The organism is Halomonas salipaludis (genome assembly GCF_002286975.1).
Taxonomy (GTDB): domain Bacteria; phylum Pseudomonadota; class Gammaproteobacteria; order Pseudomonadales; family Halomonadaceae; genus Franzmannia; species Franzmannia salipaludis.
This window is the reverse complement of record NZ_NSKB01000008.1, coordinates 169,057-189,059: the sequence shown is the minus strand read 5'-3', so window position 1 is coordinate 189,059 and position 20,003 is coordinate 169,057. Positions and strand designations below refer to the sequence as shown.

Below are 20,003 nucleotides of genomic sequence, written 5' to 3'. Positions count from 1 at the left end.
TACTTCATGACTTTACAGGAAGCGCTGGCGCTGGTCGCGATCGGTGGCGTGGCGGGGTTCATCAACGTACTGTCGGCGGGTGGCTCGATGCTGACCCTGCCGCTGCTGATGTTTCTCGGGCTCTCGCCGCAGGTGGCCAACGGCACCAATCGGGTCTCCATCGTACTGCAGAGCGTGGCGGCGGTGGGCAGTTTCCTGCGTGCCGGCGCCTCCCATGTGCAGCTCAGCCTGCTGCTGTCGCTACCGGCGGTGGCCGGGTCACTGCTCGGCGCCTGGCTAGCGCTGTCGGTCAGCGATGCGCTGTTCGAAGCGGTGCTGATCGCGGTAATGGCTGGCTCGGCAGTGTTGATGTTGCTGCCCCAGCCGCGCCTCGAGACCCGCCCGCTGACCCGCGAGCGACTGACCCCGCTGATCTACCTGGCGATGTTCGGCATCGGTCTCTACGGCGGCTTCATTCAGGTTGGGGTGGGGATCCTGTTTATCGTCGTGCTCTACCGCATGCTCAAGATCGACCTGGCCCAGGTCAATGTCTTCAAGGTGCTGATCATCCTGGTCTATACCCTGCCGGCGCTGCTGATGTTCATGGCCTTCGATCAGGTGCGCTGGGGCTATGGTCTGCTGCTGGCGCTGGGCAGCATGGCCGGCGCCTGGGTCGGAGTTAAGGTCAACATGGGCCCGCGCGGTGCGGCCTGGGTCAAGTGGCTGACTCTGGTAGTCATCGTCGCCATCCTGCTGCGTCTACTGCTGAGCTGAATAGCTCTCGCGGTTGCTTGAACAAGTGCTAGATTGATAGCAGCGCGGGCCTTTCCGCCAGACCAGTCAAGGAATGAGGATATGACCATGAAACGGCTATCAGCAGCTATTCTACTCTCGCTGTTTACCCTAGCGCTGCTCAGCGGCTGTAACACCATGCGTGGTGCGGGCGAGGATATTTCGGCGGGCGGCGAGGCCATTCAGCGCTCGGCGGACTGAGCGCGTAGCGGTTGTGCAAAGTCGGGGTATGGCTGTTAGGCTGATTGAGGCCATTGCTTCAAGGAAGGAATGGACGACACGGATCCCGATCCCGTTGTTTGCTATGCACCAGTGTTAAGGAGAACACAAATGCAAAAAGCGATTGCCCTCAGTTTTGCCCTGCTCATGACCGCTGGCGCATTGGCGGGCTGCAACACCATTGACGGCGCCGGCCAGGATGTCGAGCGCGGTGGTGAAGCGGTGCAGGATGCGGCCAACTAAGCATCCCGCGCACCTTAGATGCGCAGTAGCGGGCGGGCCTGGTGGGCTCGCCCGCTTTGCGTCGGGTTCTATCGATGATGATGACAAGGAGTCAGCATGCTCACCCTCCCACGTTACCTGCCGGCGCTGGCGGCGAGCCTGGCCCTGGCGGCTTGTACCAGCGCAGGCCCTTCCGGCGTACCGCGTGAGCCGGCACCGGAGCCGCCCAGCGTGACCCAGCGCGGCGATACCTGCGGCGCCCGCGCGGTGCAGGATCGCGTCGGCCGCGATTACTCCGAGGCGCTGCGTGCCGCCATCGAGGAGGAGAGCGGTGCCGCGTCGCTGCGTGTGCTGCGTCCCGGCGATGCGGCGACCATGGATCATCGCCCCGACCGCCTCAATATCCGCCTCGACGACGACGATCGCATCGCGCAGATCACCTGCGGCTAGCGCAGGATCAGCACCACGCAGGCGGCGGTCATGGCGCCCATGCTGGCATTGAACAGCCGCCAGGCGCGGGGCGTCTTGAGGATGCGGCCGATGGCGGTGCCAAAGCCGGCCCACAGGGCGATGCAGGGTAGCGCCACCAGCTCGGCGAAGGCGGCCAGCAGCAGCGCATTGAGCACTGTGTCGCCGCCTTGGGGCAGGAAGCCGGCCATCAGTGCCAGGCCCATCACCCACGCCTTGGGATTGGCGAACTGGAAGGTGGCGGCCTGCCAGAAGGTCAGTGGCCGGCCCTCGCCGCGCAGGCGCAGGTCCGGCGGCGGGGCGCTGGCGATCTTCCAGGCCAGATAGAGCAGATAGCCGCTGCCCACCAGGCGCAGCGTGGTCTGCACCAGCGGGTAGCGCTCGAAGAGTAGCCCCAGGCCCAGCGCGATGCCGGCAAACAGCGCGAAGCAGCCGCCCAGAATGCCCAGCATGTGGGGCATGGTGCGCCAGAACCCGTAGTTGGCCCCGGAGGCGGTGAGCATCACGTTATTGGGCCCCGGGGTGATGGTCATCGACATCATGTAGAGCGCTGCCGGGCCGAGAAATGCCAATCCTTCCAGCATGATTGTATCCATTCAATTTGAGTTTTTCTGCTTGATTGTGCTGCTTTTGTCAGCATAATCTTGCAGTAATTAACGTCAATGGATTTATTGTCACCATGACAATCTGGGTGCCACAGCTTCCCCCGCAGGGGCCGCGTTATCGCGCCTTGAGCGAGGCCATTGCCACGGCCATCGAGGACGGCGAGCTCACTACCGGCGAGCGCCTGCCGCCGCAGCGCCGTTTGGCCGATGCGCTGGGCGTCACGGTAGGCACCGTGACCCGCGGCTATGCCGAGGCCGAACGCCAGGGCTGGTTGGTGGCCAGGGTCGGTAGCGGAACCTACGTGCGCGGCGCTGCCGCAACGCCGGCCTTTCCTACTCCGGGTGCCGAGTGCGATGCCGGCCTGATTGATCTCAGCCTCAGCCTGCCGCCGCCGCATCCACTGCGCGCCGAGGCGCTGGGCCGCGCGCTGAGCAGCATGGCGCGTCAGCCGCGGCTACTGCAGGCGGCGGTGGAGTACCAGGCCGCCGAGGGCCTGTTCGAGCAGCGCCGGGTGCTGGCCGACTGGCTGGCCACACTGGGCATGACCTTGCCCGCCGAGGAGCTGCTGATCACTCAGGGCGGGCAGCACGGCATCAGCCTGGCGCTGGCTACGCTGCTACGCCCCGGCGAGCGGCTGGCCGCCGATGCGCTGACCTACCCGGGGCTGATCGGTGCCGCCCAGCAGGCGCATCTCAAGATCGACGGCATCGCCATGGACGCTGATGGCATGGACGTCGAGGCGCTGGCACGGCTGTGCGCGCGCCAGGCACCGCGGCTGGTATACGTCACCCCGGATCAGAACAATCCTACCGGGGCCAGCCTCAGCGAGGCGCGTCGCCGGCGGCTGGTGGCGCTGGCCCGCGAATACGATATTTGGCTGCTCGAGGACGGCGTGCAGTATCTGCCGGCCGAGGCGCGCGGCACGCCGCTCTACCGGCTGGCCCCTGAGCGTACGCTGTTCGTGTTCAGCACCGCCAAAGTGCTGGCCGGGGGACTGCGAATCGGTATCCTGCGAGCCCCCGAGCGCCTGCGCGAGCGGCTGGCGGCGAGTCTCAGGGCACAGAGCTGGATGGTGCCGCCGCTGATGATCGAAGCGGTCTGTCAGTGGTTGGCCAGCGGTGACGCCGAGACGCTGCTGCGCTGGCAATGCGACGAGCTGGCGGCGCGTCAGGCGTTGGCGCGCTGCCGGCTGGCCAGATGGGATATCAGCGGGCAACCGCTGGGTGCCAACCTGTGGCTGCGCCTGCCCCATGGCGTGCGCAGCGCGGCACTGGTCGAGGCCTTGGCGAGCCGCGACGTGCGCGTCACCAGCGCCGAGCCGTTCTGCGTGGGCAGCGAGCCCGCGCCCCAGGCGATTCGCCTGTGCTTGAGCGCGGCGGCCTCCCGCGAGGCCCTCGACCAAGCCCTGCAGGCGCTGCTCGAGGTGCTCGAGGCGCCGCCGCTGGCGCCCGCCACGTTATAACGCCCCAGGTTCTGTACGAGAAGTCGGCGAGCGCAGGCAGTTTTCGACAGAATCTATTCGTAGCGGTCCTTCCAGCGCTGCCTCCGCACCTGCTCTTTGAGCACCTCGAGCATATCCACCAGCACCTTCTCGGTCACCGCGTCGCTGTGGCTGTCGACCTTGAGCCAGGCTTCCAGGCCGCTGTCGGCAACCCGCTCCAGCAGCTGCTCGAACTCCGGCGAGCGCAGTCCGTTGGCGGCCTCTTCCACCAACCGGCAGGCGATATCGCTCAGGGTGTCGTCCAGTGCCACGCTCAGCTGGCGGCCCATCGGCAGCCGTCGCAGGCGCTGGATCTCGGGGCTGCTCTCCAACGTACGCCCGACCAGCGCGCTGACGTAGCGCATCAGGTCGCCGCGATTGCGCTGGTAGGCGCTGCCGGCCATGTCCTCCAGCCGGCGGGTGATCTCATGGACCAGCGCCTGCTTGCGCGGCATCACCACCTCCTCGATCACCCGCCCCGACAGCGAGTCGCTGGCCTGCACCTGCTGCTGGATATTGCCCAGCAGGCGCAGCGCAATGCGGTCGGAAAGCTCCTCGAGCAGGATGTCGTAGTACTTGGCGACGAAGGCATAGAGCTGCCACTGGCGCACATCGATCAGCCCCAGCCGGTGCAGGCGCTGGACCAGCGAGATCACGCGCAGCACGCGCAGCAGCCGGAAGCCGCCCACCGGGATGCAGCCCAGCACGTCGTACCAGTGCACGAAGGGGTAGAAGAACCAGCGGTGATAGCGGCGCTCGATGATCGCCACTGCCCAGCCGAGCAGTACGTCGGCGACGAACACCGCCACGAACATCAGGTCGATGGCGATGAAGTTGGCGTGGATACGCTGGTCGTAGGCCTGGTGAAGCCCCGGCGCCAGCCGCTCGAAGGCGGCATTCAGCGGGTCGAGCAGAAACAGCCCGTCGACCAGCAGCAGGCTCAGGTTGGCGATCACCAGCAGCATGATCAGCACATCCCACACCAGGTGCAGGCGCTCCAGGGCGGGGCTCAGGGCGTGTCGTGCGGGCATGGCGTCTCCTTCGCCTGGGGGGCACGCGCGGGCATCAGCCCGGCGTATCGCCCGCCGGCTGGGTCGCATAGTGGTGCGCATGGGTGCGCCGGGCCTCCTCTTCGGCCTGCTTGCGCAGCTTCTTGCGCAGTGCGGCCTTGTCGAAGCGCAGCTTCTGCAGTGGCGTGTCGAGCCTGAGCGGCGGCACCAGCGCCGGCGTGCCGTCCTCGTCCACCGCGACCATGGTCAGGTAGCAGCTGTTGGTATGGCGGATCACCTTGTCGCGGATGTTCTCGGCCACCACCTTGATGCCGATCTCCATCGACGAGCGACCGACGTGATTGACCATGGCCAGGAAGGTGACCAGCTCGCCGACATGGATCGGCTGCTTGAACAGCACCTGGTCCACCGACAGCGTCACCACATAGCTACCCGAGTAGCGGCTGGCACAGGCGTAGGCCACCTCGTCGAGCTTCTTGAGGATCGCCCCGCCGTGCACCTTGCCGCTGAAGTTGGCCATGTCGGGGGTCATCAGCACGGTCATCGAGAGCTCATGCTGACCGGGAAGGGCGTGTGCGTCCATCGAGGGTATCCTTGTCAGGGTCATTTACAGCATAACGCCTAGCCCCCAGCCGGCGACAAGGCGTTTCGTTGGCGGTGGAAGGCTGCCGCTGGCCTAGAACCAGGTCAGCCCCACCGAGATGATCGCCCCGGTGACGAACAACTGGATCAGGCAGAAGCCCATGATGTCCTTGGCCTTGAGGCCGGCGATGGCCAGCACCGGCAGCGCCCAGAATGGCTGTAGCAGGTTGGTCCAGGCATCGCCCCAGGCCACCGCCATGGCGATCCGCGAGACGTCGGCGCCGAGTGCCTCGGCGGCAGGCAGCATCACCGGTGCCTGTACCGCCCACTGGCCGCCGCCGGAGGGCACGAACAGGTTGACGATGCCGGCGCTGATGAACGACCAGAACGGCAGCGAGGTCTCGGTGGCAAACGACACCAGCCCCTCGGACATGCTCTGGGCCAGCCCCGACTCGACCATGATCGCCATGATGCCGGCGTAGAAGGGAAACTGGATGACGATCCCGGCACCACCCTTGATCGCCTCGTGCAGGCAGTCGAGCAGGCGCCGCGGGGTGCGGTGCAGGACGATGGCCAGGAACAGGAACAGGAAGTTGACGATGTTGAGGTTGAGGCTGCCGCCGCGCAGCAGGAAGTGGTCGGCGAGGAAGATCAGCCCGGGAATGCCCACCAGCCAGGCCAGTGCCTGGCTGTTCTCGAGCCGCTCGGCGGGGCGCGTGACGCGGCTGCGCGCCGGCGGCGTGTCATCGAGCTGGGCGGGATCGATGTAAACGCTGTCCTTTTCGTCGGGCAGCATCATGCGGTTGACCAGTGGCACGGCGATGAACAGGCAGACCACGATCGCCAAATTGAAGAAGGCGAAGATAGTGCTGCCGGTGCCGATCACGCCGATCTGCTCGACGCTGAAGTGGCCCTCGGTGGCGATGGTCAGCGGGATCGAGCCGGCCAGGCCGCCGTGCCAGACCACGAACCCCGAGTAGGCGCTGGCGATCAGCAGCCGATAGTCAACGCGGATCTGGCGCGCCAGCTCCTTGGCGAACAGCGCCCCGACCACCAGCCCGAAACCCCAGTTGATCCAGCTGGCGGTCAGCGATACCACGGTGACCAGCAGGATCGCGCCGCCGGCGTTATTGGCCTTGCCGGCCAGCCGCTCGAGCAGGCGCTTGACCGGCGGTGAGCTGGCCAGCATGAAGCCGGTCACCAGCACCAGCAGCATCTGCATCGAGAAGGCCAGCAGTCCCCAGAAGCCGTCGCCCCAGAAGCGCATCACCGCCAGCGGCGTCTGGCGCTCCACGGCGATGGCGGCGGTGGCGGCGATCAGGGTCAGCAGCAGCACGAAGATATAGGGATCGGGCAGGTAACGCTCCACCAACCTGACGGCGGGGCGTGACAGGAACTTGAGCATGGCATGATCGCTTTTATTGGTTGGGTAGATCCAAGCTAGCGCATTCAGCCTGAACTGGCAGCTCAGGCCGGGTCAACGCTGGCTCGCCAACGCTGGCGCCGGTAGTGCAGGTAGTAGCCGCCGAGGGTCGCCGAACGCACCAGGGTGAAGGCCGTGAAGGCCAGCCACAGGCCGTGGTTGCCGAGGCCCTGGGTCAGCCACCATAGCGGCAGGTAAACGGCCAGGCCGATAAAGATGCTGTTGCGCATTTCGCGGCTGGCGGTGGCGCCGATGAACACCCCGTCGAGCAGGTAGCTCCACACCGCCAGCAGCGGCATGACGATCATCCACGGCAGGTATTGCGCCGCCGTGGCGCGTACCTCGGGGAGATCGGTAAGCAGCGCGATCAGCGCCTGGCCGCCGAGCAGGAAGGCCAGCGAGGCCGCGCCAGCGGCGAACAGCGAGAAACGCGCCGCGGCGCGCACTGCGGTGGCGAACTCATCCCAGCGGCGGCGCCCCACCGAGCGTCCGACCAGCGCCTCGGCGGCGTGGGCGAAGCCATCCAGGGCGTAGGAGGTGAGCATGATGAACTGCAGCAGCACGGCGTTGGCAGCGAGCACGGTGTCGCCCTGGCTGGCGCCCTGGGCGGTAAAGAAGGCCATCGCGAACAGCAGCCCCAAGGTACGCACGAACAGATGGCTGTTGACCTGGAACAGCTCGCGGTAGGCGACGAGCTTGAGCAGCCGCTGGCGCAGGAAGCGTCCCTCCAGCAGGCGCAGCTGACGCAGCACCAGCCAACCGCCGAAGGCCAGCGCGGTATAGTCGGCAATCACCGTGGCCCAGGCCACACCGTCGCTGGTCATGCCCAGGCCGACCACGAACAGCAGGTCGAGCACGATGTTGACGCTGTTGGTGAGTACCAGGATGGCCAGCGTTACCCGGGCGTTCTGCTGGCCCAGGAACCAGCCGAGGATGGCGTAGTTGGCGAGCACTGCCGGCGCCGAGAGAATGCGGATCTGGGCGTACTCCCGGGCCAGATCGGTGGCCACTTCGCTGCCGTCGAGCAGCCACAGGCCGAGCTCGATCAGCGGCGTCGAGAGCACGATCAACGCCACGCCGATGGCACCGGCCATCAGCAGTGACTGGCCGAGCAGGTTGCGCACTTCGCTATCGTTCTCGCGACCCACCGCCTGGGAGGTCAGGCCGGTGGTGCCCATGCGCAGGAAGCCGAAGCCCCAGTAGAGGAAGCTGAACAGGGTGGCGCCGAGGGTCACCGCGGCCAGGTAGCGCGAGTCGGGCAGGTGGCCGACCACGGCGGTATCCACCAGGCCGAGCAGCGGCACGGTGATATTGGAGAGAATGATCGGCCAGGCCAGCAGCCAGATACGGCGGTCGGCGCTGCGCGGCGACGGGGAGCTCATTGGCGTCCTTGCGGAAATGGAGAAACTGCCAGGCGTCTCAGGCGGCGGTGATGCGCTGGTACTTCTCCATCAGCTCGGCGCGACTCTCTTCGCGCTGAGGGTCGAGGGGAATGCAGTCCACCGGGCAGACCTGCTGGCACTGCGGTTCGTCGAAATGGCCGACGCACTCGGTGCACAGGCCGGGGTCGATGACGTAGATCTCCTCGCCCTGCGAGATGGCGCCGTTGGGGCATTCGGGTTCGCAGACGTCGCAGTTGATGCACTCGTCGGTGATCATCAGGGCCATGGGGCTACCTCGGGATTGCCTGAGCTGAGCGTAAATCTTAGTACGTTACTCAGGTATTGTAATGCCTGTCGAGCGCCTCGACGACCGTGGGATGCACGTGCTGGGAAATATCGCCACCCAGACGGGCGATCTCGCGCACGATGGTCGAGGAGATATAGGAATTCTCCACCGCCGGGGTGAGAAACACACTCTCCACGCCGGGCGATTGGGCGCGGTTCATGTTGGCCAGCTGCAGCTCGTATTCGAAGTCCGACACCGCGCGCAGGCCGCGCAGGATGATCCGCGCACCCTGCTGCTCGAGCAGCTCGGTGAGCAGGCAGGCGAAGCCGGTGACTTCGACGTTGGGCAGCGGCTCGACCACCGTGCGAGCCAGCGCCACGCGGGTGTCGAGGTCAAGGGTGGGGCGCTTGCCGGGGCTCGCCGCCACCGCGATCACCACTTTGTCGAACATCTTGGCGGCACGCTCGATCAGGTCGTAGTGGCCGTTGGTGATGGGATCGAAGGTGCCGGGATAGACCACGATATTCATGCCAGCGCTGCTTCCCTGAAGTTTGTGTATGGATGGCGCTCAGTCGTCGAGCGAACCATAGGGGTTGTCGACATCCAGCGAGACCGGCCGTGCATAGCCGGGGATCTCGATCTGCGTGGCGTTGATGGTCAACTCCGGCCCCTCGAGCACGCCCTCGCCGAAACGGTACAGTGCCCGGAAGTGGCCGCGGTCGGCAAGCCGTGCGTAGGTGGCGCTGATCGCCAGGGTCGCCTCGCGGCGAGTGCGCCAGGCGTCCATCGCGGCCGCACCGTGGCGCTTGGTCAGCAGCCGCTCGGTGGCGGCCGGCGACAGCACCAGGCCGGTGGCGTTGTTGCCACCGAAGCCCTTGGCATTGATGAAACAGGCGTCGGCGTCGAAGGCCTGGGGCTCGCGGGAGAAGCGCAGCCGCTCGGCGTGGACGTCATCGGCCACCGCATCAAGGGTGGGGATGCCCGGCAGCCAGCCGTGGGCGAAGCTGCCCAGGGCGCTGGCCAACTGGTCGCCGGCGGCGCTGCCCTGGGAGTGGCCGACGAAGGCCTTGACCGCGACCACCGGCCAGTCGTCGATGGCGTTGGCCGCGGCGATGCGGTCGAACACATGCGACTCGGTGACCCGGTTCTTGGGCGTGCTGGTGCCGTGGGCGTGCAGGAAGCTGCGTTCGCGCACCGCCTGCTCGCCGAGCATGGCGTTGGCCAGCGCCACCGCCTTGCCCAGGGTCACGTAGTTGCCGATGCCCGGCGCCGAGATCGAGCGCTTCCAGCCGTCGGCGTTGACGAACACGCCGGGCACCGCGCCGAGAATCTGGGCGCCGGTCTCCAGCGCTAGGGCGTCGTCCATCAGCAGCACGAACTGGCTGGCCTCGGCGATGGTGAAGCCGCAGTTGCGGGCGAACGGCCGGCAGGCGCGCTGGTAGTCGGCGTCGGTCAGCAGTGCCAGGGCGTCGAGAGCCTTGAGGCTGTCGTCGTCGGCCAGCGCGCCCATGGCGCGGAAGCCTTCGATGATCTCGGGGGTGATCGGTGCGTCGGCGGTACCCACCATCACCACCCGGCGGCGGCCGCTGGCGATGTCGTCGACGCCTAGCCGCAGGTTGTAGAGGAAGCTCGCGCAGGCGCCCTGGACCGCACCGGTGGCGCCGACGCTGCCCAGCACGTAGGCGTTGAGAAAGTCGGCCGGCATCTGGCCATAGCCCAGCGGCATCTGCTTGGACGTGGCGCGATTGCCGGACACGAAGCTCTTGAGCAGCCCGCCCCAGCCCGGGTCGTCGAGCTGGCCGATGGAGTTGCCGGCATAGACCGCGATGTCGTCGGGATCCAGGCGGTCCTGCAGCGACTGCCAGTCGAGGCCGCTCTGGCCGAGGCAGTCGGAGGCGCCGAAGATGCTCATCGACAGCCCGCGGGGGTGGTGCACGCTGCGATAGAAGCGGCTGGGGTCGAAGCCGCTGGGCAGCTGGCCGGCGGCGCGTACCTGGGCCGGGCGCCGCTCGGGCAGCATCACGTCGAGGCTGCCGGCAGGGACGCTGACCTCCAGTTGGTGGCGGTCGATCTCACGTACCTGCCAGGTCTCGGGCAGTGCGTCGGGTAGCTGGCGGCGGCGCACGCGAAAGGTCAGCGGCGCGTCGAGGGCCAACTGGGCCTGGCGATTGGCTGGGATGCCGTCCTCATTGAAGCGTGGGTCTTCGATGCGCCGGATCAGAGTGTGGTCGAGGACCCGTTGGCGGAAGCGGTCGACCAGCGCCGCGGCGTCCAGCGGCTCGCCGCTGGCATCCTGCCAGGTGTCGTCTTCGCTCGGCTGGGCGAGACGCATCATGGCGGCCAGGCCCAGCAGGGTCTGTTCCTGGTCGTCCTTGTGCAGGGCTGCAAGCACCGTGCGACGGTAGGCCTGGTGGCCAGAGGTTCTGCCGGCGGCGTTGACTCCGCCCATGCCGACGATCACCGGTAACTGTGACAAGCCGCGTTCCTCGTTGTGCTGTGGGTGTCTACGAGTCGTTTTTTATCGAATGGCGCGATGATAGCACCGGGGTCGGCGTGGCGTCATGCCGCCGCCATGAGCGGGCGCCAGAGCGGTGTTAAAACAAATGTTTGAAAATGGTGCGCTGCGGCGCTAAGATGAGATGGCTGTTTGAGTCATACGAGTTGGTAGTTGGCGTGTCCTCCGGGATGCGCCGTTTTTTTGCGCGCCCACTGGCCTGTACGCGAGCTGCCAAGTGCTACCATGGTCGCTGATTTCACCACCTTAGCGCTGCCATGTCCGACGAGTCTCGCCGTATCCAGTCCCGTCAGAGCGGGCCCCACGATGATCTGCAGCGCCGCGTGCAGCGTGCCCTAGACCACCCTTGGCGCAAGCCGATTGCCGAGCACACCCGGGTCGCCTTCGACGCTGCCTCGGCCTGGCTGGCCGAGCAGCGCAAGCCGCTGGTGCTGGATGCCGGCTGTGGCGTGGGGCTCTCGACCCGGCAGCTTGCGTTGCGTCACTCCGGGCATGCGGTGCTGGGCATCGACCGCAGCGCCGATCGCCTGTCGCGGGACCACGGCCCGTTGCCACCCAACGCCCGGCTGGTGCGTGCCGATCTGGTCGACTTCTGGCGGCTGGCGCTGGCCGCGGGCTGGCAGCCTGACTACCACTACCTGCTCTACCCCAACCCTTACCCCAAGTCGGTGCATCTCAAGCTGCGCTGGCAGGGCCACCCGGTGTTGCCGCATCTGCTGGCTTTGGGCGGCCAGTTGGAACTGCGCTCGAATTGGGCGATCTATGTCGAGGAGTTCGGTCAGGCGCTGTATCAGGCCACCGGCGTGACGGCGACGATCGACGCCTTCGATCCCGCTGGCGACCCCCTCACCCCGTTCGAGCGCAAGTACCACGCCAGCGGCCAGACGCTGTGGCGTCTTGCGGCCTCGCTGGCCTGGCGGCCTGATCTGGTCCCGCGGGACATGCCAGGCGTCGAGCGCTAGACTGGCGTGTCGATTTGCAGGAGCAGGCCATGACGTATCTCTTTCTGGCGCTGGCGATCATTGCCGAAGTGATCGCCACCAGTGCCCTCAAGGCATCCAACGAGTTCACCCGGCTGTGGCCCAGCGTGCTGGTGGTGGTGGGCTATGCCACGGCGTTCTATATGCTGACGCTGGTGCTGCGCACCCTGCCGGTGGGCATCGCCTATGCCTTCTGGGCCGGGCTCGGCATCGTGCTGGTCACGCTGATCGGCATCGTGTTGTATGGCGAAGTGCCCGACGTACCGGCGCTGCTGGGCCTAGCCATGATCGTCGGCGGAGTGGTAGTGATCCAGGTGTTTTCCAAGGTTTCGGCCCACTGATTCAGGAGTCGCGCATGCTGCGTCGCGTTATCGCCCCGCTGGCGGGCCTGTTGCTGTCACTGCTGGCGCTGCCGGCGCTGGCCGCCGGCTTTGCCAACCTCGAACGCATGACCGAGCAGGGCTTTTTGATCAGCGCCGAGGCGCGGCTGCTGGATGGCGGCGGCGAACTGCTGGGCGCGATCGAGCCGCAGCGTCAGCTGTCGCCGGCCTCGGTGTCGAAGATCTACCTGGCGGCGGCGGCGCTGGAGCGCTGGGGGCCGCAGCATCGCTTTACCAGCGAGCTGAAGAGCGCTGGCGAGATCGACGCCGACGGCATCCTGCAGGGCGACCTGATCTTCGAGGGCGGCGGCGACCCGGCGCTGGTCTCCGAGGAGCTGTGGAAGCTGGTGCAGCTGCTGCGCCAGCACGGCGTGCGCGGCGTCAACGGCCAGCTGGTGGTCAGTCAGTGGCGTTTCGGCCCGGTGGCGTGCGTGACCCGTGACCGCTGCGATACCGCCGAGCGCTCGGCCAACACCTACAGCGCGCTGCTCAGCTCGGCGGGGGTCAACTACGGCAGCTGGTGCATGAACGTGCATCCCGCTGCCGGCGTCGGCGAGGCGGCGAGGGTGGTGAGCTGCGATACCGTGGAGCCAGTGATCGGCATCAACAACCAGGTCACCACCGTGGCCGCCGGCAATGCCACCGAGCTCAATGCCGAGCGCGTTACCGATGCCGGCGGTGACACCATGATCCTGCGCGGTCAGATTGCCGCCAACGCTTCGCCACGGGAGATCTACCGGGCCAGCTCCGATCCCGCCGGGCAGACCGCCCAGACGCTGCTGGCGCTGCTTGGCCAGGCGGGCATCGAGGTCGGCGGCGACGCCGCCGGAGTGCCCTATGTCACCACCAGCGTGGCGCCCAACGGCGCCGCGCGCCGGCTGGCGGCGGTGGACGGCAAGCCGCTGCAGGAGCTGGTGCTGCGAACCATGAACTACTCCAACAACTTCATGGCCGACGTACTCAACCTGGGGCTGGTGCCGACGCCGCAGACCTCGCTGGAAGAGGCCGCCCAGGCGCTCGAGGCCTACGCCGCGGCGATTCCCGGCCACGGCCCGTTGACGCTACACAGCGGCAGCGGCCTGACCACCACCAATCGCACCTCGGCGGCGGGGGTCAATGCGCTGCTCGAGCATGCCTACCATCGGCCGGCGCTGTTTCCGCACCTGCTGGCCAGCATGCAGACCCCGGTCAACGGCCCGTCGCGCTTCATCCGCCGTGGCGGCGAGCGCTTCCAGAACAACGTGATGCTCAAGACCGGCACCCTGAACGAGCCCTTCGCGGTGCGCTCGGTGGGCGGCTATTTTCGCACCGACAGCGGCCGCTGGGGCGTCTTCACGGTACTGGTCAACGGCACCTCGAGCACACCCTGGCTGAACTGGACCCAGGTCCTCGATCCACTGACCGAGGACCTCGATGCCATGATTCGCGCCCACTGAACTGCGTCGGCGACCCACGCCGGGGGCGCGTGGGATTTGCTACTATCGTCACTCGTGCCGCCGTGGCGGCATCGATTCCATAGCAAGAGCGAAACGATGAAATCTGGGCATACCGGTTGGCGCCATCTGGTGCACTCGACCCGCTATTCACTCAAGGGCCTCAGGGCCGCCTACCGCAACGAGACGGCCTTTCGTCAGGAGGTGGCGCTGTGTCTGGTGCTGCTGCCGCTGGCGATCTGGATCGGTCGCAGCCCGCTGGAGTGGATCCTGCTGATCGGCAGCTGCCTGCTGGTGCTGATCGTCGAGTTGCTCAACAGCGCCATCGAGAACGTGGTCGACCGTATCGGCACCGAGCATCACGAACTCTCCGGCCGCGCCAAGGACATCAGCTCGGCGGCGGTGATGCTGGCGCTGCTGTTCGCCGGAATCACCTGGCTGCTGCTGATCGGCCAGCGGCTAATGGGGTAAGCCCGCGGATTAGTCTCTAGCGATGTTATTGGGTGACCCTCGGCGCCGGGCTTCGCTATGCTGAAGGCAATTTGCCGCTGACTGCGAGAGCCCCATGGCGCTGCCCGATGACTTCCTGCCCCGCGACGACCTGCCTAAGGCGCTGCATGCGCGCCGCGACCAGCTGAGCCAGCGCCTCGACGAGACCTTGAGCCAGGCCGACAACCTGGCCGAGATGCAGCAGCAGGAGGGGCCTGGGGCCAGTTGGGCGGCGCTGTCCGAGTCGCGCCGCGCCCAGCTGGCGCGGGTGCTGTGTATCTCCGATTTTGCCACCGACACCCTGACCCGCTACCCCGACTGGCTGATGCAGCTCGACGCCGCCGATGAACTCGACGCGCCGCCCAGCGCCGAGGACCAGACCGCCTGGCTCGACGAACTGCTCCAGGAGGCCAACGACGAGGCGGCCATGCAGCGGGTGATCCGGCGCTTTCGCCGGGCGCGCATGCTGGGCATCGTGTGGCGCGACCTGACCCGCCCGCCGGGGATCGATATGTGGGCCACTGCGGCCAGCGTCTCGCGCCTCGCCGAGGTGTGCCTCGAGGGCGCGCTGGGCTGGCTCGAGGCCCACCACGCCGAGCGCTGGGGGCTGCCGGCCGAGCGCGACGGCGAGCCGCAGCGCATGGTGGTGCTGGGCATGGGCAAGCTCGGCGCCGGTGAACTCAACCTATCGTCGGACATCGACCTGATCTTCGCCTTTCCCGACAAGGGCATCACTCAGGGCGGCAAGCGCGAGCTCGACCACCAGGAGTACTTCACCAAGCTCGGCCAGAAGCTGATCGGCGCGCTGGATGCCGTGACCGCCGACGGCTTCGCCTTTCGCGTCGACATGCGGCTGCGCCCGCTGGGCGACGGCGGCCCGCTGGTCGGCAGTTTCAGCTCGCTTTCCAGCTACTACCAGGACCAGGGCCGCGAGTGGGAGCGCTACGCCATGCTCAAGGCCCGCCCGGTGGCCGGCGACCGCCAGGCCGGCGACGAGCTGCTGGCAAGCCTCAGGCCGTTCGTCTACCGCCGCTACCTCGACTTCGGCGCCATCGAGTCGCTGCGCGAGATGAAGGGCATGATCAACCGCCAGGTGCGCCGCAAGGGCATGGATGACAACATCAAGCTCGGCCGCGGCGGCATCCGCGAGGTCGAGTTCGTGGTCCAGGCTTTCCAACTGATCCGCGGTGGCCGCGACACCGAGCTGCAGGTCACCTCGCTGCGCCAGGCGATGCAGATCCTGCCGGCATTGGGCCTGCTGCCCCAGGCGGTGGTCGACGAGCTGGAGCCCGACTACGCCTTTCTGCGCGACCTGGAGCACGCTATCCAGGCACTCGAGGATCGCCAGACCCAGGCGCTGCCGGAGCATGACGAGGAGCGTGAGCGGGTCGCCCTGGCGCTGGACATGGAGGGCTGGCCGGCACTGATCGCGCGTCTCGATGAGGTCCGCGGGCGCATCCGCGGCCACTTCGATGCGGTGATTGCCGACCCCGAAGAGGAAGTGGGAGACGCCGCCGAAGGCGACGACGAGCCTGACCTGGACGAGTGGCGCGGGCTGTGGCGCGGCGTCATGGATGACGATGATATCCTGGCGCTGTTCGAGGGGGCCGGTTTCGACGATGCCCCGGCCGCCGCCCGGCGCCTGACGGCACTGCGCGAATCGCGGGCGGTGAAGAGCATGCAGCGCATCGGCTACGAGCGCCTCGATGCGCTGATGCCGATGCTGCTCGCGGCGATGGCCGACAGCGAGGCCCCGGACCTGGTGCTCGAGCGGGTGCTGCCGCTGATCGAGGCGGTGCTGCGGCGTACCGCCTACCTGGCGCTGCTGCGCGAGAACCCCCAGGCCCTCAGCCACCTGATGCGGCTGTGCGCGGCCAGCCCCTGGATCGCCGAGCAGCTCGCCCGCCACCCGATCCTGCTCGACGAGCTGCTGACCCCGGCCACCCTCTACACCCCGGCTGACAAGCAGCACCTGGCCGACGAGCTGCGCCAGGCGCTGGGGCGCATCCCAGAAGACGACGAGGAGGCCCAGCTCGAGGCGCTGCGGATCTTCAAGCACGCCCAGGTGCTGCACGTGGCGGCCTCGGATATCGCCGGTGCCCGCGCGCTGATGAAGGTCAGCGACTTCCTCACCTATATCGCTGAGGTGGTCCTCGAGCAGGTATTGGCGATGGCCTGGAAACACCTGACCCGCAAGCACGGCCGCCCGGCACGGCGCGACGGCGTGCCCGGCGACACCGACTTCATCATCGTCGGCTACGGCAAGCTGGGTGGCATCGAACTCGGCTACGGCTCGGACCTCGACCTGGTGTTCATCCACGACGCCGCCTCCCAAGGCACCACCGACGGGCCGCGGCCGATCGACAACCCGGTGTTCTTCACCCGCCTCGGCCAGCGCATCATTCACCTGCTCACCGCGGTGACCCCGGCCGGTGCGCTCTACGAGGTCGACATGCGACTGCGGCCGTCGGGCAACGCCGGGCTGCTGGTCACGCCGCTGGAGGCCTTCGCCGACTACCAGCGGCACCAGGCCTGGACCTGGGAGCACCAGGCGCTGGTGCGTGCCCGGGTGGTGGCCGGCGACCGCCATCTCGGCGAGCGCTTCGAGGCCATTCGCAGCGAGATTCTCGGCGCGCGGCGCGACCTCGCCTCGCTGCGCGAGGAGGTGGTCAAGATGCGCCACAAGATGCGTGAGCATCTGGGCAGCAAGGCCAGCGCGCGCCAGGCCGGGCGTTTCGACCTCAAGCAGGACGCCGGGGGCATGGTCGATATCGAGTTCCTGTGCCAGTTCGCGGTGCTGGCGATGAGCGCCGATGCCCCCGAGCTGCTGCGCTGGAGCGACAACATGCGCCTGCTCGAGACCCTCGAGGCCTGCCAGCGGCTGCCCGCCGACGAAGCCCAGGGGCTGCGCGACGCCTACCTGGCCTACCGCCACGCCACCCACCGCGCCGCGCTGACCAAGGCTGAGCGGGTCGTCGATGCCGATGAGGTGGCGGCGCACCGCGAACTGGTGCGCCGGGTCTGGCAGCGCTGGATGGGCGAGGCGGAAAACAGCACGACCACCTAAGCCGAGAGCCTGGCCAGTGCCGCCTCCAGGCCGTGCAGGTCGGGGGTGGTGACCACGTCGTCGGGGAACGGTGAGGCACTCGGGGCGGCGCAGATGCCGACGAAGTGAGTGCCATTGCCGCGGGCGGTGCGGTAGTCGTTGTAGGAGTCGCCAATCATCACCGTGTGCGCCGCTGGGTGGCGGTAACGCTCGAGCAGGTTGCGCATGCCGGTGATCTTGTCCGGCGGCGCGCCGATCACCGCCTCGAAGTAGCGCGCCAGGTCGCGCTGCTCGACGATCTCACGCAGCTCAACCCCAGGCGTCGCCGACAGCAGGTAGAGCGGCAGTCGGCCGTGCCAGCGGCTCAGGAACTCGAGCGCCCCGGCGATCGCCGGGGCGACCTGGATGCGCGCCGCGACCACTGCCTTGAAGCGGGCGCAAAGGGCGTCGATATCGGCCGGACGCACGTCGCGGCCCAGAATGTGCGACTCGATATGGCGGAACTTGACCTCCCGCGGCTGGCCGCCGCGGCGCCCCAGGTAGGCCCTGATGGCCTCCTGTTGGGCGGCGGGGTAGTCGTCATATAACGCGGCGAAGGCTTCGCGCTTGAGGCTTGCCGAGTCGAGGATCACCCCGTCGAAGTCGAATACCAGCGCGGCACGCGGGTGGGTTAGAAGCTCAACCATCCTGGTGTCACTCAGCGCCGCGACAGGCGTTCCAGCAGCAGCCGCTTGGCCGGTGTGTTGCCCAGCAGCACCAGGACGATCACGCTGGTCAGCACCAACGACAGCGGATTGACGACCAGTGCCAGCAGGAATTCACCGATGTTATCGCCCACCGACGACATCGCCTGGCGGTAGGTCTCGTCGAGCAGTGGGCCGAGAATCACTCCCAGGATGATCGGGCCCATCTGGAAACCGAACACCTTGAGGAAGTAGCCGAGGATGCCGAAGCCGAGCATCCAGTAGACCTCGGTCATGTTGCTGTTGATCGAGTAGGTGCCAACTACGCACAGCACCAGGATCAGCGGGATCAGCACCGCCTTGGGCAGCTCGACGATCTTCGAGAACAGCTTGATGCCGGTCAGGCCGAACACCAGCAGGAAGATATTGGCCAGCGCCAGGTTGCCCACCGTGAACCAGAAGATATGCGGGGTCTCGACCATCAGCATCGGACCGGGGTTGAGGCCGTGGATCACCAGTGCACCGATGATCACCGCGGTCACCGCATCGCCGGGCATGCCCAGCGTCAGCATCGGCACATAGGCGCCGCCTACCGCGGCGTTGTTGGCGGTCTCCGGCGCCACCAGCCCCTCATAGGCGCCTTCGCCGAATGGCCGCGAGGGGTGCTTGACGGTGCGCTTGGCGTGGTCGTAGGCGAACAGCGAGGCGATGTCGCCGCCGGTGCCGGGCAGGGCGCCGACGATCACCCCGATCACCGAGGTGCGGATCGATAGCGGCAGGTACTTGGCTACCATGTTGAAGGAGGGCACGATCTTGTCGACCTTCTGCTTCACCGGCACGGTATTGAGATGGTGCAGTTGGTAGAAGGCCTCCGCGACGCCGAACAGGCCGATCATCACCACCACGTAGTGGATGCCGCCCAGCAGGTTCATGTTACCCATGGTGAAGCGGCCCTGGGCGGTGACCGGGTCCATGCCCACCAGGCCGATGACCCCGCCGAGGGCTACGGCGAAGATGCCCCGCGCCAGCGACTTGCCCGACAGCGTGCTGACCAGCAGCAGGCCGAGCAGCGCGATCAGGAAGTAGTCGCGGGGGGCGAAGCGCAGTGCCAGGTCGGAGAGCATCGGCGCGGTGGCGGCAAGGATCGCCACCCCCACGAAGCCGCCGATCACCGACATCACGGTGCTCAGGCCGATGGCGCGGCCGGCTTCGCCGCGCTGGGCCAACGGGTAGCCATCGAAGGCGGTGGTCAGCGCCGCCGGAGAGCCGGGGATATTGAGCAGGATGGCGGTACGCGAGCCGCCGTAGACCCCACCGACGTAGATGCCCACCATCAGCGCCAGGGCGTTGTTGATGTCCCAGGAGAAGGTGAAGGAAATCAGGATCGACACCGCCATGGTCACCGACAGCCCGGGAATGGCGCCGACGTAGATGCCGGCCAGGGTGCCGAGGGCGGTCAGGGCCAGCAGTTGGGGGTCGAGCCAGGCCATCAACAGATAGGAGAAGGTATCACTCATGCGATGCCTCGTTGGGTCAGGGGGCTGCGCCGTTTACGGCAGGTAGACGCGGAACACCACGGTGAACAGCACGTAGATCACGGCAATTGCGCCGGTCGCGGTGAGCAGCGAGGTGACCGCCTTACCGCGGCGCAGGAAGATCATCGCCAGCACTAGAAAAACGAAGGTGCTGAGGAAGAAGCTGGCCGGCTCGATGGCGATCAGGTAGGCCACTGCCAGCGCCGAGAACACCAGCACGTTGAACGGGAAATGCTGCCGCAGGAACGCCTTGAACTCGTCCAGTGCGCCTTGGGTGTCGGGCCGTTGCTTGCGGCGGTGGCCGGCCAGCACGGCGATCGAGGAGGCGATCAGGATCAGCGATAGGCCGATGGGAAAGGCCCCGGCCGAGTTGATCGAAGAGAAGCCGGTGATCTGGTAGGCGTGGTAGAAGACGGCACCGCTGAACAGCAGCAGTAGCCAGTCGAAGACGCGCTCGCCGACCTGTAGCTTGTCGGGTTTGTTGTCCATGCGA

21 protein-coding genes are annotated in these 20,003 nt (G+C 67.1%); 10 read left to right on the top strand and 11 right to left on the bottom strand.

Annotated elements, in window-relative coordinates; all coding sequences use genetic code 11:
* Positions 1-6: 6 nt before the first annotated feature.
* The 4 genes from CK498_RS20410 (at position 7) to CK498_RS20395 (ending at position 1,662) form a co-directional block, all read left to right on the top strand.
* Positions 7-753 (top strand): sulfite exporter TauE/SafE family protein, encoded by a 747-nt coding sequence (locus CK498_RS20410; RefSeq protein ID WP_095622709.1) that lies wholly within the window; start codon positions 7-9, stop codon positions 751-753.
* A gap of 87 nt (positions 754-840) precedes the next feature.
* Positions 841-972, top strand: coding sequence for an entericidin A/B family lipoprotein (locus tag CK498_RS20405; protein WP_095622802.1), 132 nt, complete (start codon positions 841-843; stop codon positions 970-972).
* A 129-nt stretch (positions 973-1,101) separates the two neighbouring features.
* Positions 1,102-1,233, top strand: a complete 132-nt coding sequence (locus CK498_RS20400; RefSeq protein WP_095622708.1) for an entericidin A/B family lipoprotein — start codon at positions 1,102-1,104, stop codon at positions 1,231-1,233.
* Positions 1,234-1,329: 96 nt separating this feature from the next.
* The gene (locus tag CK498_RS20395; protein ID WP_095622707.1) at positions 1,330-1,662 is read left to right on the top strand and encodes an I78 family peptidase inhibitor; all 333 of its coding nucleotides are present in this window, start codon (positions 1,330-1,332) and stop codon (positions 1,660-1,662) included.
* Here the strand turns inward: CK498_RS20395 and CK498_RS20390 are convergent.
* Entirely contained in the window at positions 1,659-2,264 is a 606-nt protein-coding gene (locus CK498_RS20390) for a LysE family translocator (RefSeq protein WP_095622706.1), read from the bottom strand. The two genes, CK498_RS20395 and CK498_RS20390, sit on opposite strands and share 4 nt — an antisense overlap.
* Before the next feature lie 95 nt (positions 2,265-2,359).
* On the opposite strand from CK498_RS20390, the gene CK498_RS20385 reads away from it, so the two are divergent.
* On the top strand, positions 2,360-3,748 hold the full coding sequence (locus CK498_RS20385; RefSeq protein WP_095622705.1) for an aminotransferase-like domain-containing protein: 1,389 nt from the start codon (positions 2,360-2,362) through the stop codon (positions 3,746-3,748).
* 53 nt (positions 3,749-3,801) lie between these two features.
* Here the strand turns inward: CK498_RS20385 and CK498_RS20380 are convergent, their stop codons facing one another.
* The 7 genes from CK498_RS20380 to CK498_RS20350 all read right to left on the bottom strand — a co-directional run bounded on the left by CK498_RS20380 (position 3,802) and on the right by CK498_RS20350 (position 10,898).
* Complete coding sequence (locus tag CK498_RS20380; protein ID WP_095622704.1) at positions 3,802-4,797, bottom strand: ion transporter; 996 nt, start codon at positions 4,795-4,797, stop codon at positions 3,802-3,804.
* Between the two features lie 34 nt (positions 4,798-4,831).
* Positions 4,832-5,359, bottom strand: coding sequence for an acyl-CoA thioesterase (locus CK498_RS20375; protein WP_095622703.1), 528 nt, complete (start codon positions 5,357-5,359; stop codon positions 4,832-4,834).
* A gap of 93 nt (positions 5,360-5,452) precedes the next feature.
* On the bottom strand, positions 5,453-6,763 hold the full coding sequence (locus CK498_RS20370; RefSeq protein WP_095622702.1) for a short-chain fatty acid transporter: 1,311 nt from the start codon (positions 6,761-6,763) through the stop codon (positions 5,453-5,455).
* A 62-nt stretch (positions 6,764-6,825) separates the two neighbouring features.
* A complete protein-coding gene (locus CK498_RS20365; protein WP_095622701.1) occupies positions 6,826-8,163 on the bottom strand; it encodes an MATE family efflux transporter in 1,338 nt (445 codons plus the stop codon).
* Positions 8,164-8,200: 37 nt separating this feature from the next.
* A complete protein-coding gene (locus CK498_RS20360; protein WP_095622700.1) occupies positions 8,201-8,449 on the bottom strand; it encodes a YfhL family 4Fe-4S dicluster ferredoxin in 249 nt (82 codons plus the stop codon).
* Between the two features lie 49 nt (positions 8,450-8,498).
* Positions 8,499-8,978: a pantetheine-phosphate adenylyltransferase gene (coaD, locus tag CK498_RS20355; RefSeq protein WP_095622699.1), complete on the bottom strand. Its 480-nt coding sequence runs from the start codon at positions 8,976-8,978 to the stop codon at positions 8,499-8,501.
* A gap of 39 nt (positions 8,979-9,017) precedes the next feature.
* Positions 9,018-10,898, bottom strand: coding sequence for a beta-ketoacyl synthase (locus CK498_RS20350; RefSeq protein ID WP_095622801.1), 1,881 nt, complete (start codon positions 10,896-10,898; stop codon positions 9,018-9,020).
* 323 nt (positions 10,899-11,221) lie between these two features.
* On the opposite strand from CK498_RS20350, the gene trmB reads away from it, so the two are divergent.
* The 5 genes from trmB (at position 11,222) to glnE (ending at position 17,313) form a co-directional block, all read left to right on the top strand.
* Positions 11,222-11,926, top strand: a complete 705-nt coding sequence (gene trmB, locus CK498_RS20345) for a tRNA (guanine(46)-N(7))-methyltransferase TrmB (protein WP_095622698.1) — start codon at positions 11,222-11,224, stop codon at positions 11,924-11,926.
* 29 nt (positions 11,927-11,955) lie between these two features.
* Positions 11,956-12,285, top strand: coding sequence for a DMT family transporter (locus tag CK498_RS20340; RefSeq protein ID WP_095622697.1), 330 nt, complete (start codon positions 11,956-11,958; stop codon positions 12,283-12,285).
* 14 nt (positions 12,286-12,299) lie between these two features.
* Positions 12,300-13,760: a D-alanyl-D-alanine carboxypeptidase/D-alanyl-D-alanine endopeptidase gene (gene dacB / locus CK498_RS20335; protein WP_095622696.1), complete on the top strand. Its 1,461-nt coding sequence runs from the start codon at positions 12,300-12,302 to the stop codon at positions 13,758-13,760.
* 96 nt (positions 13,761-13,856) lie between these two features.
* A complete protein-coding gene (locus CK498_RS20330) occupies positions 13,857-14,228 on the top strand; it encodes a diacylglycerol kinase (RefSeq protein WP_095622695.1) in 372 nt (123 codons plus the stop codon).
* A 94-nt stretch (positions 14,229-14,322) separates the two neighbouring features.
* Positions 14,323-17,313, top strand: coding sequence for a bifunctional [glutamate--ammonia ligase]-adenylyl-L-tyrosine phosphorylase/[glutamate--ammonia-ligase] adenylyltransferase (gene glnE, locus CK498_RS20325; protein ID WP_095622694.1), 2,991 nt, complete (start codon positions 14,323-14,325; stop codon positions 17,311-17,313).
* On the opposite strand, the gene CK498_RS20320 is transcribed toward glnE, so the two are convergent.
* Genes CK498_RS20320 through CK498_RS20310 form a run of 3 tightly spaced genes read right to left on the bottom strand, consistent with a single transcriptional unit; the run spans position 17,310 to position 19,999 of the window.
* Positions 17,310-17,978: an HAD family hydrolase gene (locus CK498_RS20320; RefSeq protein ID WP_095622693.1), complete on the bottom strand. Its 669-nt coding sequence runs from the start codon at positions 17,976-17,978 to the stop codon at positions 17,310-17,312. The two genes, glnE and CK498_RS20320, sit on opposite strands and share 4 nt — an antisense overlap.
* An 11-nt stretch (positions 17,979-17,989) precedes the next feature.
* On the bottom strand, positions 17,990-19,492 hold the full coding sequence (locus CK498_RS20315) for a tripartite tricarboxylate transporter permease (protein WP_095622692.1): 1,503 nt from the start codon (positions 19,490-19,492) through the stop codon (positions 17,990-17,992).
* A gap of 33 nt (positions 19,493-19,525) precedes the next feature.
* Complete coding sequence (locus tag CK498_RS20310) at positions 19,526-19,999, bottom strand: tripartite tricarboxylate transporter TctB family protein (RefSeq protein ID WP_095622691.1); 474 nt, start codon at positions 19,997-19,999, stop codon at positions 19,526-19,528.
* Positions 20,000-20,003 lie beyond the last annotated feature (4 nt).

Coding starts and splice junctions, on each gene's coding strand:
- CK498_RS20360 (WP_095622700.1), bottom strand. CDS start 8,449: ATGGCCCTGATGATCACCGACGAGTGCATCAACTGCGACGTCTGCGAA.
- CK498_RS20350 (WP_095622801.1), bottom strand. CDS start 10,898: ATGGGCGGAGTCAACGCCGCCGGCAGAACCTCTGGCCACCAGGCCTAC.
- CK498_RS20380 (WP_095622704.1), bottom strand. CDS start 4,797: ATGCCCGCACGACACGCCCTGAGCCCCGCCCTGGAGCGCCTGCACCTG.
- coaD (WP_095622699.1), bottom strand. CDS start 8,978: ATGAATATCGTGGTCTATCCCGGCACCTTCGATCCCATCACCAACGGC.
- CK498_RS20410 (WP_095622709.1), top strand. CDS start 7: ATGACTTTACAGGAAGCGCTGGCGCTGGTCGCGATCGGTGGCGTGGCG.
- CK498_RS20375 (WP_095622703.1), bottom strand. CDS start 5,359: ATGGACGCACACGCCCTTCCCGGTCAGCATGAGCTCTCGATGACCGTG.
- CK498_RS20340 (WP_095622697.1), top strand. CDS start 11,956: ATGACGTATCTCTTTCTGGCGCTGGCGATCATTGCCGAAGTGATCGCC.
- CK498_RS20330 (WP_095622695.1), top strand. CDS start 13,857: ATGAAATCTGGGCATACCGGTTGGCGCCATCTGGTGCACTCGACCCGC.
- dacB (WP_095622696.1), top strand. CDS start 12,300: ATGCTGCGTCGCGTTATCGCCCCGCTGGCGGGCCTGTTGCTGTCACTG.
- CK498_RS20370 (WP_095622702.1), bottom strand. CDS start 6,763: ATGCTCAAGTTCCTGTCACGCCCCGCCGTCAGGTTGGTGGAGCGTTAC.
- CK498_RS20365 (WP_095622701.1), bottom strand. CDS start 8,163: ATGAGCTCCCCGTCGCCGCGCAGCGCCGACCGCCGTATCTGGCTGCTG.
- CK498_RS20310 (WP_095622691.1), bottom strand. CDS start 19,999: ATGGACAACAAACCCGACAAGCTACAGGTCGGCGAGCGCGTCTTCGAC.
- CK498_RS20400 (WP_095622708.1), top strand. CDS start 1,102: ATGCAAAAAGCGATTGCCCTCAGTTTTGCCCTGCTCATGACCGCTGGC.
- CK498_RS20315 (WP_095622692.1), bottom strand. CDS start 19,492: ATGAGTGATACCTTCTCCTATCTGTTGATGGCCTGGCTCGACCCCCAA.
- CK498_RS20395 (WP_095622707.1), top strand. CDS start 1,330: ATGCTCACCCTCCCACGTTACCTGCCGGCGCTGGCGGCGAGCCTGGCC.
- CK498_RS20390 (WP_095622706.1), bottom strand. CDS start 2,264: ATGCTGGAAGGATTGGCATTTCTCGGCCCGGCAGCGCTCTACATGATG.
- CK498_RS20385 (WP_095622705.1), top strand. CDS start 2,360: ATGACAATCTGGGTGCCACAGCTTCCCCCGCAGGGGCCGCGTTATCGC.
- trmB (WP_095622698.1), top strand. CDS start 11,222: ATGTCCGACGAGTCTCGCCGTATCCAGTCCCGTCAGAGCGGGCCCCAC.
- CK498_RS20320 (WP_095622693.1), bottom strand. CDS start 17,978: ATGGTTGAGCTTCTAACCCACCCGCGTGCCGCGCTGGTATTCGACTTC.
- glnE (WP_095622694.1), top strand. CDS start 14,323: ATGGCGCTGCCCGATGACTTCCTGCCCCGCGACGACCTGCCTAAGGCG.
- CK498_RS20405 (WP_095622802.1), top strand. CDS start 841: ATGAAACGGCTATCAGCAGCTATTCTACTCTCGCTGTTTACCCTAGCG.